This is a genomic window from Pseudanabaena sp. PCC 9330 (assembly GCF_055795045.1).
Window position 1 is genome coordinate 59,555 of record NZ_JAYFES010000100.1, and the last position, 15,425, is coordinate 74,979.

14 protein-coding genes are annotated in these 15,425 nt (G+C 55.0%); 10 read left to right on the forward strand and 4 right to left on the reverse strand.

What is annotated here, in order from left to right:
• Positions 1-102: 102 nt before the first annotated feature.
• The 5 genes from AC0QKW_RS11370 to AC0QKW_RS11390 all read left to right on the forward strand — a co-directional run bounded on the left by AC0QKW_RS11370 (position 103) and on the right by AC0QKW_RS11390 (position 6,048).
• Positions 103-1,170 carry a multicopper oxidase domain-containing protein gene (locus AC0QKW_RS11370; protein ID WP_473151189.1) on the forward strand — a complete coding sequence of 356 codons (1,068 nt, stop codon included), beginning with the start codon at positions 103-105 and terminating at the stop codon, positions 1,168-1,170.
• Positions 1,167-2,321, forward strand: coding sequence for a ZIP family metal transporter (locus AC0QKW_RS11375; protein WP_473151190.1), 1,155 nt, complete (start codon positions 1,167-1,169; stop codon positions 2,319-2,321). The genes AC0QKW_RS11370 and AC0QKW_RS11375 overlap by 4 nt, the downstream gene beginning before the upstream one ends.
• 501 nt (positions 2,322-2,822) lie before the next feature.
• Positions 2,823-3,263, forward strand: coding sequence for a MerR family transcriptional regulator (locus AC0QKW_RS11380; protein ID WP_473151191.1), 441 nt, complete (start codon positions 2,823-2,825; stop codon positions 3,261-3,263).
• Between the two features lie 812 nt (positions 3,264-4,075).
• The gene (locus AC0QKW_RS11385; protein ID WP_473151192.1) at positions 4,076-5,041 is read left to right on the forward strand and encodes an arsenic resistance protein; all 966 of its coding nucleotides are present in this window, start codon (positions 4,076-4,078) and stop codon (positions 5,039-5,041) included.
• 305 nt (positions 5,042-5,346) lie between these two features.
• Entirely contained in the window at positions 5,347-6,048 is a 702-nt protein-coding gene (locus tag AC0QKW_RS11390; protein WP_473151193.1) for a DUF305 domain-containing protein, read from the forward strand.
• On the opposite strand, the gene AC0QKW_RS11395 is transcribed toward AC0QKW_RS11390, so the two are convergent.
• A complete protein-coding gene (locus tag AC0QKW_RS11395) occupies positions 6,045-7,532 on the reverse strand; it encodes an N-acetylmuramoyl-L-alanine amidase (RefSeq protein WP_473151194.1) in 1,488 nt (495 codons plus the stop codon). The genes AC0QKW_RS11390 and AC0QKW_RS11395 overlap by 4 nt on opposite strands.
• 315 nt (positions 7,533-7,847) lie before the next feature.
• Between AC0QKW_RS11395 and AC0QKW_RS11400 the strand changes: the two genes are divergently transcribed.
• From AC0QKW_RS11400 to AC0QKW_RS11410, 3 genes are all read left to right on the forward strand, one after another.
• Positions 7,848-8,636 carry a tetratricopeptide repeat protein gene (locus tag AC0QKW_RS11400; RefSeq protein ID WP_473151195.1) on the forward strand — a complete coding sequence of 263 codons (789 nt, stop codon included), beginning with the start codon at positions 7,848-7,850 and terminating at the stop codon, positions 8,634-8,636.
• An 83-nt stretch (positions 8,637-8,719) separates the two neighbouring features.
• Positions 8,720-9,112, forward strand: coding sequence for an ArsR/SmtB family transcription factor (locus AC0QKW_RS11405; protein WP_473151196.1), 393 nt, complete (start codon positions 8,720-8,722; stop codon positions 9,110-9,112).
• Positions 9,113-9,203: 91 nt separating this feature from the next.
• A complete protein-coding gene (locus AC0QKW_RS11410) occupies positions 9,204-9,587 on the forward strand; it encodes a DUF302 domain-containing protein (RefSeq protein ID WP_473151197.1) in 384 nt (127 codons plus the stop codon).
• A 100-nt stretch (positions 9,588-9,687) separates the two neighbouring features.
• On the opposite strand, the gene AC0QKW_RS11415 is transcribed toward AC0QKW_RS11410, so the two are convergent.
• From AC0QKW_RS11415 to AC0QKW_RS11425, 3 genes are all read right to left on the reverse strand, one after another.
• Positions 9,688-10,587 carry a cation diffusion facilitator family transporter gene (locus AC0QKW_RS11415; protein ID WP_473151198.1) on the reverse strand — a complete coding sequence of 300 codons (900 nt, stop codon included), beginning with the start codon at positions 10,585-10,587 and terminating at the stop codon, positions 9,688-9,690.
• A gap of 172 nt (positions 10,588-10,759) precedes the next feature.
• Complete coding sequence (locus tag AC0QKW_RS11420; protein WP_473151199.1) at positions 10,760-11,599, reverse strand: lysostaphin resistance A-like protein; 840 nt, start codon at positions 11,597-11,599, stop codon at positions 10,760-10,762.
• A gap of 15 nt (positions 11,600-11,614) precedes the next feature.
• The gene (locus AC0QKW_RS11425) at positions 11,615-12,172 is read right to left on the reverse strand and encodes a M23 family metallopeptidase (RefSeq protein WP_473151200.1); all 558 of its coding nucleotides are present in this window, start codon (positions 12,170-12,172) and stop codon (positions 11,615-11,617) included.
• A gap of 237 nt (positions 12,173-12,409) precedes the next feature.
• Here AC0QKW_RS11425 and AC0QKW_RS11430 point away from each other — a divergent pair, with 237 nt between their 5' ends.
• Positions 12,410-14,407, forward strand: coding sequence for a heavy metal translocating P-type ATPase (locus AC0QKW_RS11430; RefSeq protein WP_473151201.1), 1,998 nt, complete (start codon positions 12,410-12,412; stop codon positions 14,405-14,407).
• Between the two features lie 351 nt (positions 14,408-14,758).
• Entirely contained in the window at positions 14,759-15,421 is a 663-nt protein-coding gene (locus tag AC0QKW_RS11435) for a hypothetical protein (RefSeq protein WP_473151202.1), read from the forward strand.
• Positions 15,422-15,425: the final 4 nt, after the last annotated feature.

The following is a 15,425-nucleotide window of genomic DNA, read 5'->3' on the forward strand; positions in this document are numbered from 1 at the left end:
CCCAGAGCTACCCTAGCGACTACGGCGTCTCAATTATGAAACAAATATGAAAACACTTCGCTATCCACTATGCTTGTGATTATGAAACAATTATGAAAAGCAATGGATTGGCAGATACAACGGCGATCGCTCCTTGGTGCCGGGCTTCTAGGGGCTGGCACCTGGTTGGGTAGACGGTTTAGTCAACCAGCGCTAGCTCAAGAGCGTGCCCAAACTGCTCCAGATCTTCATCACCAGGGCATGACTACCCTAGGCGAGGTTGATCACCTTAGAAATGGCTTTGACCCTCACGTACTGCTGACCCAGTGGGACGGCGGTACGGTGTCGCAACTCCCCACTGGACAGCGCCTGCGAGAGTACGACATTGCCGCCGTTGAGCGAGAGATTGAAGTGGCTCCGGGGGTGTTCTATCCCGCCTGGACGTACAACGGGCAGGTGCCGGGGCCGACGATTCGGGTCACGGAGGGCGATCGCATTCGTATTCGCTTTACCAATCAGGGCACTCACCTACACACCCTGCACTTTCACGGTATTCACGGAGCCCGGCAGGATGGCATTCCAGGGGTGATGGAGGCTGCACCGGGGCAAACGGTGACCTACGAGTTTGACGCGAAACCCTTTGGCTGCCACCTCTACCACTGTCATTCTGTGCCGTTTAAGCGCCATCTCCACAAAGGGCTCTACGGCGCGTTCATTGTTGATCCTGACCCTCAGCGGCACCCCGACCAGGTAGATGTTGCCCGGTCGCGCCTGCGGGGCTCCTCAGAAAACCAGCGCTGGCAGGAGTTGATGATGGTGATGAATGCTTTTGACACCAACTTTGACGAGGAAAACGAAGTCTACGCAGTTAACTCCATTCCCCATGCCTACATGAAGCAGCCGATTCGCATTGAGCGCGATCGCCCAGTGCGCGTCTATTTAATTAACGTGACCGAGTTTGACCCGATCAACTCCTTCCACCTGCACGCCAATTTCTTCGACTACTACGACCATGGGACGACGTTGACGCCGACTTCACGCACCGTCGATACGGTGATGCTCTGTCAGGCGCAGCGGGGCATCATCGAATGCTCCTTTGCGGACTTTGAGCCAGGTGTGTACATGTTCCACGCCCATCAGGCCGAATTTGCCGAACTGGGCTGGATGAGCGCCTTTGAGGTGGTGGCATGAAGGCTTTGTCCTGGCGCTGGGTGTTGCCGCCCCTCCTGTTGGCAGGGCTGGCAGCCCTGCTGCTGACCCTGAGCCCGGCTCGGTTGCTCAACTTGAATGCACCGCCGCTGGAGTCCCTGATTGTGGAGCGTACCGTGCTAAATGATCAGGGCATCACCCTCAAGGTGCGGGCGGAGGGGTCAGAACCCATGACCATTGCCCAGGTTCAGGTAGATAGTGCCTATTGGGCATTTACCCAGCAGCCCTCCGGGCCAATCCGGCGACTGGCGACGGCAACGGTGCAAATTCCATACCCTTGGGTAGAGGGCGAAGCGCATCACGTTCAGTTCTTGACCAACACAGGTGTTGTCGTTGCCCACCCCATTGACGTTGCTCTACCTACACCCGCTCTGTCTCTGGCAACGCTGCTGGGCTACGGCTGGCTGGGGCTCTATGTAGGCCTGGTGCCGGTGGGGTTAGGCATGTTGTGCTACCCCTACTTAAAGGTGTTGGGCCAGCGGGGGCTGACCTTTGTTTTAACTCTGACGTTGGGGATGCTGGCCTTTTTGCTGGTAGACACCTTGCAGGAAGGGCTGGAGTTGGCTGGAAAGGCGGCGATCGCGTTTCAGGGCCAAGCCCTGGTCTGGTTTGCCGCTACAGTGGCATGTCTGGCCCTTTTTGCCGTGGGCCGACGCCGAGGCAAACCACCCGAAGGCCCTGCGCTCTCTACTTACATGGCCTTGGGCATTGGCCTGCACAATCTGGGCGAAGGGCTAGCAATTGGCACCGCCTTTGCCCTGGGGGAAATTGCCTTGGGCTCATTTCTGGTGATTGGCTTTACCCTCCACAACCTGACTGAAGGGCTGGGCATTGTCGCGCCGCTGCTCAAGCAAAAACTGCGCTGGCAAACCTGTGTAGCACTGGCCGCACTGGCTGGACTCCCCGCTGTGGTAGGGCTGTGGGTGGGGGCTTTTGCTTTTTCTCCCCATTGGGCGGCCCTATTCTTGGGCATTGGTGCAGGGGCGATTTTGCAGGTTATTGTAGAACTCAGCACCTACCTACAGCGGCAACTCCATCAGTCAAAACTCTCTGGCTTGGCAGGGCTGGGTTTAGCTGGCTTTACGACTGGGCTACTTGTGATGTACAGCACTGCGCTGCTGGTGAAATTTTAGCCAGACAACCTAGCCACCACTTGTTTGAGCGCTACAAGCGCGTTAGATCTGGTGTGGGCTAGGTTGCTGGTACAGGTGTGAGTCCGTGTACTGCCCAAGCTTGAAAGACGCTTTTAGCATGGGCACTGCGGGCGGCTTGAGAGGCTATCTGGTCTCTAGAACAGCCCTATCGTCTTTAGCTTAGTCGCAGTTAGAGGGGGGGCAATCAGGGGTGGGGAACAGGCAGGGAGCGGCAGCGGCAACACCAGCCACGGCAGCGGTCAGAACAAGGGCAGAAACAGCCGCCAGGGACAGCTTCTTGATCTGAGGAACTTTGAGCATCGGAATTGACCTCTTTGATAAGGATGGTGAATCAAACGGCCTCTAGACGAGACTTCCCATAAGGTAAACCCTGAGGTTGGCTTGAGAGTCAACCCTCCAAATTTGCACTAAGCTAGCTCTAGTGACAATGGTCGCTCATTTCCAAGGGGTCTTTTTTTAGAAGGATGGCCTGCTCAGACAATGAAGAAACTCCTCAAAATAGGCGAGCTGGCCAAACAGACCTACGTGACGGTAGCCACCATTCGCTACTACGAGTCGCTGCACCTACTAGAGCCAGTGAGCAAAGCTGAGAATGGCTATCGCTATTACGACGACGACGCTGTTAACCGTCTGCTATTCATTAAGCAGGCCCAGACATTGCAGTTTTCCCTGGCAGAAATTCAGCAGGTGTTTGATGTGCGCAAGCAGGGGGAGCCGGTCTGCACCCTGGTTAAAGCGCTAATCGACTGTAAAATTGCGACCCTGGAGCAGGAAATTCAGCAGGCTACTGCCCGTAAAACCATGCTGGAAACCTACCGCACAAGCTGGGCCACCCGCCCCCTAGACAATCCATCCGACGTTAAAGTTTGCAGTCTTATTGAAGAAGTGAGTCTAACTCTGAATCGTCTAGAGGCCATTTGAGAAACTGTCAAATCAGGTCTGATTTATTCTAAATGCGGCTAACACCATGAACCGCCATAGTTTCTTGAATTGGCTAAATTCGCCTGAGCTCAACATAGTTATATTTTCGTTTTTGCTGTCTTTCTTTTGGGAAATTCAGCAAATGTGGTTTTATGAAATTCCAGCTGGATACTCCCACTTCGATATAGTCAGAAATTGCACCCTCGCTACAGTCGGAGATGTCGTAATTATATTGATTGCATTTTGGGCCGTTGCAGCTCTATCGAAGTCTCGTCAATGGTTACGTTACCCAAACCGTAGCCGAATGGGTGTTTTTATCCTTGTAGGAGTGGTAATCACCGTTGTTATCGAAGCCTTGGCTACTGGCCCCCTCAATCGGTGGACTTATGCCGAGTCCATGCCAACAATTCCGATTTTAGGCACTGGGTTAGTGCCATTGTCAATGTGGTTTCTAGTGCCTCCGCTCACCATTTGGTTTGCCAGGCGTCAAATTCCACCTGTAAGGTCATAACATTCAGATCCAATCGTTCGAGACTTGACCAGAGCAAAGGATAACTAATGCTGTCCCAGATTCATGGTGAAGTACATAGTTGCTAACCTTTCTGAAATGGAATCGTTGAGAATATTACAAGGCTAATGATAATGAGGTATATGGGTTTCTTTGCTATGGTGAATCTCACGCATTATGGTGAGACTCCTGTACATGAGATAGTTTGATCTGAGTGTTGCGATAATCTCACGGGAGAAATGCAGTAGTCACTGCGGCATAATCACTAATCGATCGCAAAGTTGCAACCACAGATACCCTAACCATGACCTGGTTTGAGCGATCGCAGCCTCTGCTAATTCTGCTTTCAGTGCTGCTGGGGCTAGGTCTAGCGCTGATTGGCGATGTTGCTGCATTGGCAGGCCATCTCATTACACCGCTGTTGATGGGGATGCTGTACGCGGCGTTTTTGCCTATTCCGCTGCGGCACCTGGGCAGAGCCTTTGGCAACTACCGCGTGACCATTGCCAGCCTGGCGATGAACTTTGTCTGGACACCCCTGCTGGCCTGGGCGTTGGGGGTGCTGTTTCTGCGAGGTGCGCCCGATTTGCGGGTGGGCCTGCTGATGTTGATGGTGACCCCCTGCACCGATTGGTATCTGGTGTTTACCGGCCTTGCCAAGGGCAATGTCAGCCTCGCAACGGCTCTGCTACCGCTGAATTTTGTCTTGCAGATGGTGCTATTGCCTGTTTATCTGGCCCTATTTGCCCAGGCGCTGGTCTCACTCGATCTTGGGGTGTTGGTAGGCAAAATAGCCATCGTTCTGCTGATTCCGCTGGCGTTGGTGCTGCTGTCTCGCTATGGCCTGGCCTGGCTCAAGGGGCCAACCTGGCTCCACCAAAGGCTGCCGCAGGTGGCGATGGTACAGCTCCTCTGTTTGAACTTGGCGATTGTGGCTATCTTTGCCGCCGAGGGCAAGGCGTTACTTCAGCGTCTGGATCTGTTGCTGTGGTTACTGCTGCCTATTGGTTCGTTTTTTGTGATTAATTTTGTGTTGGCTCAGTGGCTGGGGCAGCGGTTGCGGCTGGCGTATCCAGAGGTAGTTTGCCTGACTTGCACGACCCTGGCGCGGAATTCTCCGGTGGCACTGGCGGTGGCAGCAGCGGCCTTTGGCGATCGCCCCCTGATTGCTCTAACTCTGGTGATTGGCCCGCTGCTAGAGCTGCCGATTATGGCGCTGGTGACGCAGATACTCTTGCGACTCCGCCCTCAAACTTCTCGCGATTGTTAAATGAGCCCACAATTATGCTTTTCTGGGTGCTGGTTCCTTTACCCTCTATCTAACTCTCTTGGGCATACACAAATGTGTCTCGGCTAAATTGCCCTCGTTGGAGCCTCCCCTTAAAGAGAGGCATTGAATCCTCTTTTTGGAAAAACTGCCCCCTTTCCTTAAAGGGAACTCTATTGAGATATCCTAATCGATTGACTTTTGGGGGATCTATAGCGGGCATTCGGTTCAAGAAGAGATGTGTATACACAGGAGTCACCTAGCTAGAGAACCTATAATTAAGGTACGCGTTTTAAGGGGGTAACCCTATGCGACTGTTCACTAAATCTTTTGCTGCAATCGCAGGTCTCAGCGTTGCGATCGCAGGCGCTATCGCCATTCCCTACCTCACCTCACCCTCCAGTGCCGATCCCTTACAGCAATCTGGTCGACCCGGCTGGCAGATGCCCATGAATCGAGGCCGCATGCCCATGCAACAGCGTGGCAGGCAAGGGCATCACGGACAAATGATGCATATGATGCAGGCCAATAACGAGTTTGAGTTTTTAAGCCTAATGATTCCCCATCATGAGGAAGCCATTGCCACTGCTCAACGGGTGCTGGAGTACAGCGATCGCCCTGAGATGCAAGAGTTTGCTCAGGACATTATCGACGTGCAAACAGCCGAAGTTGAGCAGATGAAAGCCTGGTTAGGCGAGTGGTATCCCGGTCAGGACACTAACCTCACCTACGCTCCCATGATGCGCGACCTTAGCCAACTCGAAGGGGATGCCCTCGATCAGGCGTTTTTAGAAGACATGATCATGCACCACATGGGGGCTGTGATGATGTCGCAACGCCTAATAAATCTCGGCCTGGTTGAGCACCAGTTAGTCCAGCCCTTTGCTCAAAATATTGCCGATACTCAGTGGCAAGAAATCTGGCAGATGCAAGCCTGGTTGCAAGATTGGTATGGAGTTGCAGGGATGCCAATGGGCAACGGCATGATGCCTTGTGGAATGACTTATTAAAGTGCTTGTTGCGCGTACTGCAAAATGCCTGCGGCGATGCCCTGGGCCATGCGAGTGCGCCAGGCTGGGTCGTTAAAATTACGGGCATCTTGAGCGCCAGTGACAAACCCGGTCTCAACTAAAACCGACGGCATAGAGGTGTTTACGAGAACGTGAAAACGTGCCTGGCGCACCCCGCGATCGCGCATGGTCACCAAACGCAAAATAGATTGATGAATCACCTGGGCGAGACGATTGCCTGAGCTGTGGTGATAGGTCTCTAGCCCATTTACCTCGGGTCTACTTAGACTGATGGAGTTGGCGTGAATGCTGACGAAGAGGTCGGCATTGGCCCGTTCCGCAATTTGCACCCGAGGTGCCAAATCAATCTCCCGATCATCGGAGCGGGTTAGAACCACCTGCGCACCGCTTTGTTCTAAGATTCTGGCGACTTCGTAGGCGATCGCAGAGGTCACATCTTTTTCGCGCAGACCGCCCACGCCGATCGCCCCCGGATCGCGTCCGCCATGGCCTGGGTCAATCACAATAGTAACGGCCTGCCTGGGAATGCCACTATTCGGTGGGGGCACCGCTGGGGTCGCGGGTATGGCGGGCTGGGGCTGGGGTGGCATCACCGGAGCCTGTGGCGGCGGTTGCACGGCAATGGGAGGCGACGCCGCAGCGGGTGCCTGAGCTGGTGCCACGACTGGGCTGGCTGGAACGGCGGCGATATCGATTCCCCTAGGCGGCAAAATTACAATGCCGCTGCCGTTGCTGACCCAGGCTTGCCAGTCGGTGCTGTTGGCGGGCACCGTTAGGGTAATTCGCAGGGTCGGCACCGCCGCACTTACCGGCTGAATATCCCAGGCGGTGACCCCAAACCTATTGTTGGGTAGGGTTTGACCGGTGAGGGCGACTGCCACGGTGGCATTTTCGAGCTGAAGCATCACCTGGGTATCACTGACTCGCTCCACGGTCAGGTTAGGGCTTGCCCCAGAGGTGCGGATGAAAAAGCCATCGGGGGTAGTGCGTACGCCTTCAACCTGGGTGGCGGCTCCAGTGATCGGGGTGGCATTGACCCGATTGGTGCTGGCACTGGGCGCTGTTCCACCCTGCGGTGTGGGCAGTTGCACCACCCACTGCTGTGGCGTTTCTCCCCGTACCACGACTTGATCTGGGTTAAGGGTGTAGCCAGGGGCTAGCTCAATGACCAGCCGGGTGGTTTGGGCATCGAACTGCCCGATGCGAACGGATTGAACAGCGCCACCAACGACCTGGTTAATCGTCCGCTGCTCTAGGGTTGTGCCAGGCAAATCCACCACAATGCGGGTAGGGTTAAACAAAAGCTGTGCCCTGGGCTGCACGGCGGCATCGGTCGAAAACTCTAGCCGATTTTGCTGAGGGTCAAAGCGCCAAGTCCTAAACTGAGCGGCCTCGACTGGAAGCGCCAGCAGTAGCCCACCTACCATGCCAATTAGGCTCATCAGAGGTCGGTATTGTTTCATGCAGCATCTCACAGTGCGCTGGGTCGGCCTTTGATTTTGCCTGATTTTACGGCATCAAGATCGCTCCTTTCATCTTGTTTCCAAGAAAGTTGCCTGCTTAAAACGGTCGCTACACTGGAGGGGAGCAGGCTCTATCTCAAGCGTGAAGGCTCGCCTCAGAAACGCCACAGGCTCGGATTCATGCGGGCTCGGATTCATGGGGTTAGTTCAGCTTGTAAAGCGTCACAAGGCGCTGGTTTGGAGTTGAGCCTGGGCCTTACGGTACAGGCTCACGGTTAAGATCCATAGCTCAGTTATGCGGTTAGGAGAGAAGCCATGCAGGTCCAAAGAATGTTAGCGATCGCTCTAGGAATGGCCGTTGTGGTAGCTCCTGGAAGTGCAGTGGGGATACGGCCTGCCCACGCGGTAGAGCAAGCTGCCGTCAATCTCCTAAATCAAGGTCGCCAGCAGGCGGATCAGGGACAGCTAGAGGCAGCGATCGCCACCTACAGCCAGGCCATTCAAGCCGATGCCACTAATGCCGAGGTCTATTTTCATCGCGGCATTGCTTACCACGACCTGGGCGATTATCAGCTCGCCATCGCTGACTTTTCCAGAGCGCTTCAGCTGCGCCCCGACCATCCAGAAACCTTGTACAACCGGGGAGAGGCCCATGCTCACATGACCAATGCCGAGGCAGCGGTCGCCGATCTGACCCAGGCCATTGAGCTAGCCCCTGAGGTAGTGCAGCCCTATCTAGATCGCGGCCTTGTCTTTGCCGCCACTGGCAACTTACCCCAGGCCCTCAGCGACCTAGATGCTGCCATTACCCTGGCTCCCGACAACGCCGATGCCCACTACAACCGGGGCAAAATCTATACCGAACTGGGCAATACCGAAGCCGCCCTCTCAGACTTCAACACCGCGCTCCGCCTCAATCCTGAGCTGGCTGAAGCCTACGGCAATCGCGGTATTTTGCAGTACCAGCTCGGCGACCCTCAAGCCGCCATGGCTGACTTGCGCCAAGCAGCGGCGCTGTTTCAGGCCCAGGGCGATAGCCAAGGCTATCAGCAAACCCTGTACTTCATGCAGCAGGTGCAGAGGGGGAGCGAGCCCACCCCGTGAGGTCAACGCCCTCAATCCTCTGAACAGATGTTCAATGGTAACGATTCTCAGTATCATAGAGAAAAAGCCAGGGAACCTAATTGATGGCTAATTCTCGTTCTACAGAGAACTCTACAATTCAAGCTGTTGATGCCCCCAGTTGTGACGAGTCGCTGGTGCATTTAGACAATGTCCGCCAGGTGAAACCCGAGGTGCTGAGCACCGAGAAAGCCCAGCGGATGGCGGAGTTTTTTAGTGCTCTCTCTGACCCCCACCGGCTTAAGCTGCTGTCGGCGCTGGCTCGGCAAGAACTCTGTGTGTGCGATCTGGCCGCTGCGGTGAAGATGGGTGAATCAGCGGTGTCGCACCAGCTGCGGGTGCTGCGATCGCAACGTCTAGTCACCTATCGTCGCCAAGGCCGAAATGTCTATTATGGCTTGGCTGACGATCACATCATGTCCCTTTACCGGGAAGTGGCCGAACACCTAGATGAGTGACGTAATCCCTCTTTTGAAGGTTATCTAGTCACGGTGACTTCACTACAATCTGTAGGCAAAAATGTCCACTCTCACCCCCAGACAGATAGTTATGTACTACATAGTCGAAACGACAAAACCCTTTGAACAGGCCGCCACCGATCTTGAATTGGCCGTTAAGCATCATGGCTTTGGCGTTCTCCATATCCATGACTTGGGGGCAACACTGCGTGGTAAAGGCCTTGAGTTTGAAGAGCAGTGCAAAGTGTTTGAGGTTTGTAATCCGCAGCAAGCAGCAGCCGTCATGGCAACGGATATGCGACTGAATATGGCCTTACCCTGTCGGATCTCGGTCTTTACCGAAAAAGGTGCAACGAAGATCGGTCTGATCAAGCCTGCCCAAATGCTTGCAGCTCTGTCTCAAGATTCGGAATTAACTCGAATTGCTGAAGAGGTTGAAGAAAGAACTATCCAGATGGTTGATGAAGCAAAATAAGTAAAAGTTAAAAGTCCTCTTCCATAGTTGTTTGAATGCGGAAGAGGGGTGATGAAAACAGTTTTAGGCAGGCTAGCGAGGTCGGTCAAACCTCAAGTGGTTAACGTTCCAGGGACTGGTCTGCCCACGAAACTGGGTCTTCTAAAGGTTCTAAATGGGTAAACACAAACGTGCCGGGTAGTGATCGGGCGATCGCTAGCTCAATTGCTTCACAGAGGTCATGCCCCTGCTTGACTGTCCAGTTGTCTGGCACCAACACATGTAGCGAGACAAACCGCCGGGCACCAGCCACCCGAGTTCTTAAAGCGTGAAATTGAATTCCCTGAGCCTCAAAAGGCTGCAACGTATCGGCAACAATTTGACGCTCCTCAGCCGGTAAGGCCGTATCTAAAAGGCCCATTCCCGTTTCGCGCAGCAATCTTAACCCTGCCCAAACAATATTTGCCGCAACAACCAAGGCAATAATCGGGTCAAGAATTAGCCAACCCGTAATGGGAATCAGAATTACCCCCACCACGACCCCTACCGATGTCCAGACATCGGTCAGTAGATGGTGTGCATCTGCCCGCAGGGTAATGGAACGCAGCCGCCGACTGGCCCGCAGCATAACGATAGCCAGTGCCCCATTGATCACCGTTGCCGCCAGCGATAGGGCTAACGCAATGCCCACCTGCTCTAGGGGTTGCGGGTCAAACAGACGACCCCAGGCAGCAAAGGCAATGCTGCCCGCCGCCACCAAAATCAACACACTCTCGACGCCGCTAGAAAAATATTCCGCCTTGAAATGCCCAAAGGCATGCTCGTCATCGGGCGGTTTAGCCGCAAACGTCACGGCCCAGGTCGCGACGATCGCAGCCACCAGGTTCACCACCGATTCAGCAGCATCAGACAGTAGCCCCACCGAACCCGTTAACAGGTAGGCCGTTGCTTTCAGCAAAATTGTTAAAACAGCGGCCCCGATGGAGAGCAGCGTGTAAAACCGAGCCGAGCGGTTTCCCATGGTAAAGCTTGAATGCAGCAGAAAGACCAAGCCATACTGCGTAAGACTACAGCAGTTAAACGCTCGTAGAGTGTCGGTGCTGCCGTACATGCTCGACTAGCAACTTTCTAGTACAAAATATTAGCTTTTGCTAGCCAATCGCAGGACTTTGTTAACCAGCTTCTAACTATAACTAGCTCATATCTCGCCATGGGGAAGCACCTGGGATGTATCGAATACCAGCGCTAATCAGAGCAAGAAACAGGACTCCCATTGCTCCGGCTAGCGGGTTTTGGTTCAGACCCGTCACCCATTCCGGTACTCGCCCGGTGTAGATCGCCAAATCGCCCACATCGATCAGGTAATAGCCCGCTACCAGCCCCCCATGTAGCCCAATGGCCAACCCTAGGCGTCCGGCAGTGCGCTGACGTGCCCAGCCCAGAGTCAGCCCCAGCAGCAGCAGGCCCGGAAAGCTGGGCAGCTCCTTCACAATCGCCTCCCAGGGTTTGATAAAGTGCAGCGCCGCGTAGATCGTGCCGCTGGCCCACAGTGCCGGGGTAAAGCCCCAGTCGTAGCGTAGTTCATCCAACAGCCAGCCGCGAAAGAGCAGTTCTTCGGCCAGACCAACACCCAGGCCCACCAGCATCCCCTCCAGAGCAATTCGCCCTAGGGTGGGCGGTGCCGGTTGCCAGGTCAGCCAACCCAACCAGCCCTCCAGGGTAAACAGCAGCCCCAAGCTCACCAGACCTACGACCACCCCAATTGCCAGCTCTCGCCCATAGCGGGCCGATACCCCCAGCCCGTGGGCGCGCAGCGGTTGAGCTTGCCCATGCACGCGGCGACCCCACGGCACCAGCCAAACCATAAACAAGACGTAGAGCAAAACTAAGGGAATAACGCTAAGGGAGCCATCGGTGCCCAACCACGCGTAGAGAGGCAGAGCAATGGGCACCCAAACCAGCGCTAGCAAGAGCAGAAAGCAGAAAATCCTCACTGGGGCAGGATAGCGAACTAGCTTATGCAGTTGAATCATGCCAAAGGTGCCAGTTTAACCCGTACGCTGAGCGTCATACATGGCCCTTAGCACCAACCCAGGGTCAACCCAATTGCCGTCGTATTTCAGCATCCAGTGGAGGTGAGGGCCAGTGGTGCGCCCCGTCATGCCGACGCGGCCCAGTCGTGCCCCAGTAGACAAGTCTTGCCCCTGCTCATAGCGAATGCCCCCGTCTGGATCAACCAAATAGCGCTTGCCGTTTGAGACTTCGACCCGACCGCTCATGTGACAGTAGCGGTGCTCCCACTGGCCCGACCGAATGACGGCAGAGGTGCCACAGGTGGTGTGGTCTGACACCTCGATCACCTTGCCGTTCCACCAGTTGCGCACAAAACTGCCCTGGGGTGCGGCCAGGTCTAGCCCGTAGTGAAACTGAGATCCCCCGCCGCCAGTGGGAGAATTTCTATAGCCAAATGCGGAGGTGTAAGCCTGAAAATTTTCGACGGGGAAGGATGCCTGCCGCCAAAACGCAACCGTGTCTTGGGCAAGGGCAGGAGCTGTTGAACCAGGCCAGTGCAGGGTGAGAAAGAGCCCCAGCCCTAGGCAAAACACTATCCGTAAAAACCTGAGGCGATGCCAAGAATGGCTTAGTTTTCTCGGTGCTGTCACGACATATCTCCTCTGCACAGGTGCAGTCGACGGCCTATTCACCGCCCAATTATGCATCAAGTTGAGTCGCTGCCTCAGCTCCTTCGACTGCTGCAAAAGAATTAAGCATGAGAGGTTCTATCGTGTATCATCTGAATGAAGCTTCAGATGTTCAGTAAGTAGTCCTCGCCAGGTACTCCTATGGCAGATTCTCATTCTCATGCTTGTTGCAATGGTCATGAGCCGCAGACTAAACCGTCTTCTGAAGCTCAGGTGAGCGACCATGATGACTGCTGTGGGTCTGATCATGGCCATAGTCATGACTCGGCAGATTTCAACCTGCGCCAAGAGTTGACGCCGATCGCGATCGCCGCCATTCTCTTCCTCATCGGCCTGATTTTCAACGAGGCGCTGCACAACACCCCCTTCGCCATTGCCGAGTACGCGGTGCTGATTCCGGCTTACCTAATCAGCGGCTGGACTGTGTTGACCACGGCAGGGCGCAACATTTTGCGGGGGCGCATCTTTGACGAAAACTTTCTGATGACGATCGCAACTCTGGGGGCGATCGCCATCCACGAAATTCCCGAAGCCGTGGCGGTAATGCTGTTCTTTCAGGTGGGAGAACTGTTTCAGGGCTACTCAGTGGGGCGATCGCGCCGCTCGATTAAGGCTCTGCTAGAGGTACGGCCCGACACCGCTAACCTCAGCGTCAACGGCGACATTCGTGCCGTTGCCCCCGAGACCGTGCGGGTTGGAGATGTGATTGTGGTGCGCCCCGGCGAAAAGGTGCCCCTAGATGGCGACATTCTAGAGGGCAAATCCCTGGTTGATACCTCTGCCTTAACGGGCGAATCGGTGCCCCGCACCGTTGCCCCCGGTGAAACTGTGCTGGCCGGGATGATCAACCAGTCGGGGCTGTTGACGGTACGGGTGACTAAACCCTTTGGCGAGTCGTCGATCGCCAGAATTTTGGAACTGGTCGAAAACGCCAGCAGCAAAAAAGCCGACACCGAGAAATTCATCACCCGCTTTGCCCGGTACTACACCCCGGTGGTGGTGTTTTTGTCCCTGGCGGTGGCGATTTTGCCGCCCTTGTTCATTGAGGGGGCAACCCAGGCCCAGTGGACCTATCGCGCCCTAGTGCTGCTGGTGATCTCCTGCCCCTGCGGGTTAGTAATCAGCATCCCCCTCGGCTACTTTGGTGGGGTGGGCGGTGCCGCCAAACGCGGTATTTTGGTCAAAGGCTCCACCTATTTAGACACCCTGGCCCAGGTAAAAACGGTTGTATTCGACAAAACCGGCACCCTTACCCAGGGCAACTTTCGCGTGACGAATGTGGTGACTCACAACGGCCTGAAGAAGCACCAACTGCTGGAGTTAGCGGCCCAGGTCGAGTCGCAGTCCAACCATCCGGTGGCGCAGTCGATTCGTCAAGCCTACGGGCAGACCATCGATACCTCTGGTTTGCAAGACTACGAAGAAATTGCCGGTCACGGCATTCGCGCCACGGTGAATGGTCGCGCTGTGTTGGCGGGCAATGATCGGCTGCTGCACCGCGAAGCCATACCCCACGATGTCTGTGTAGTAGATGGCACCGTGGCCCACTTGGCCGTGGATGGCGAATACAGCGGACGCATCATCATTGCCGATGAGCTAAAAGAGGATGCAGCTGAGGCCATTCGGGCGCTTCATGCCCAGGGTATTCAGACTGCGATGCTAACTGGCGATAGTCAGTCGGTAGCCGACAGCATCGCCAAAAAGCTCGGCCTCGATCAGTATCGAGCTGAGCTGCTGCCCGAAGATAAAGTCGATGCATTGGAGGCATTTCTCCATCAAGCCAAGCAAATCAAAGGCAAAGTCGCTTTTGTCGGTGACGGCATTAACGATGCCCCAGTCATTGCTCGGGCCGATGTGGGCATCGCCATGGGCGGGCTGGGCTCTGATGCGGCGATCGAAACCGCTGACGTGGTGATTATGACCGATGCACCCTCAAAGGTGGCCGAAGCCATTCAAATTGCCCACAAAACCCGGCGGGTGGTCTGGCAAAACATCATTTTTGCCATGGTGGCCAAGGCTGTCTTCATTGTGCTGGGCACGTTGGGCATCGCAACCCTTTGGGAAGCCGTGTTTGCCGATGTGGGCGTGGCTCTGCTCGCTATCTTAAATGCGGGTCGAATTATTCGGAACCCTCAATAACGGGTTGCGATGATCATTCTCCGGAGAATTGTAGCTTTACCCCGTTACCAGCACCCACCGTGGTGGTGGCCGCCGTGATGGTTGATCATCACCGTATCAGCAATGTCTGAGTGGTTAACCGCAGCAGGATTAACCTGCCCCCAGGCAACAGCTGGTATAGAAAGTGCGATCGCAGCGGCTACAACTGCACTAACCATTGAATTCCTAGAAGTCCTTGTCATGGCGTCCTCCTTATGTGCTGAGTATTTATACTCTGATCCTAGCTCTCAGGTGAGGGCAAAACCCTTATCCGAGCAATTCGTCATAGGATGTCACCCTAGTTCATATTCTGACCGCGACCCATCTCTAGTCATGTCTGCCTCCCTTCAAATTGCGCTGGGCACCTTAGCCCTTAGCCTGATTCATGCCTTAATTCCGGGGCACTGGCTGCCGTTAGTGACGGTGGGCAAGGCCGAAGGATGGTCGCGGCAAGAAACCCTGTGGGTCACGGCCTTAGCAGGATTTGCCCACACTGTCAGTACCCTCTTGATTGGGGTAGCTGTAGGGCTATTGGGCTACCAGTTCGCTTACAACTACGGGATCGTGACGCATTTAGCCGCTCCGGCTGTGCTTATTGGACTGGGCTTGGCTTACCTAAGTAAACCGTTGCGCCAGAGCATTTCTTCCGGCTCCTCCCAGAGCAAATCTCACCACGCTGTGGCCCCTGTTAGCCGCTCCGGTCGTAGTAAAGCCACGACGGTCATGGCTCTTGCCAGCACTATGTTTTTCTCACCGTGCTTGGAAATTGGTGCATTTTACTTATCCGCAGGAGCGCTGGGATGGCTTGGCATTGCCCTGGTCTCTGGGGTATACCCCGTTGTTACGGTACTGGGCATGGTGTTGGTTGTGAACTGGAGCTGGCAGAGCGCCAAGCCTTTCTCTGCCGCTATCTCTACCTGGAATCTCAGTGGACATGCCCTAACAGGCCTGATTCTCATAGTTCTGGGTTTTTTAACGCTGTTTATTGATATGTAGGAAG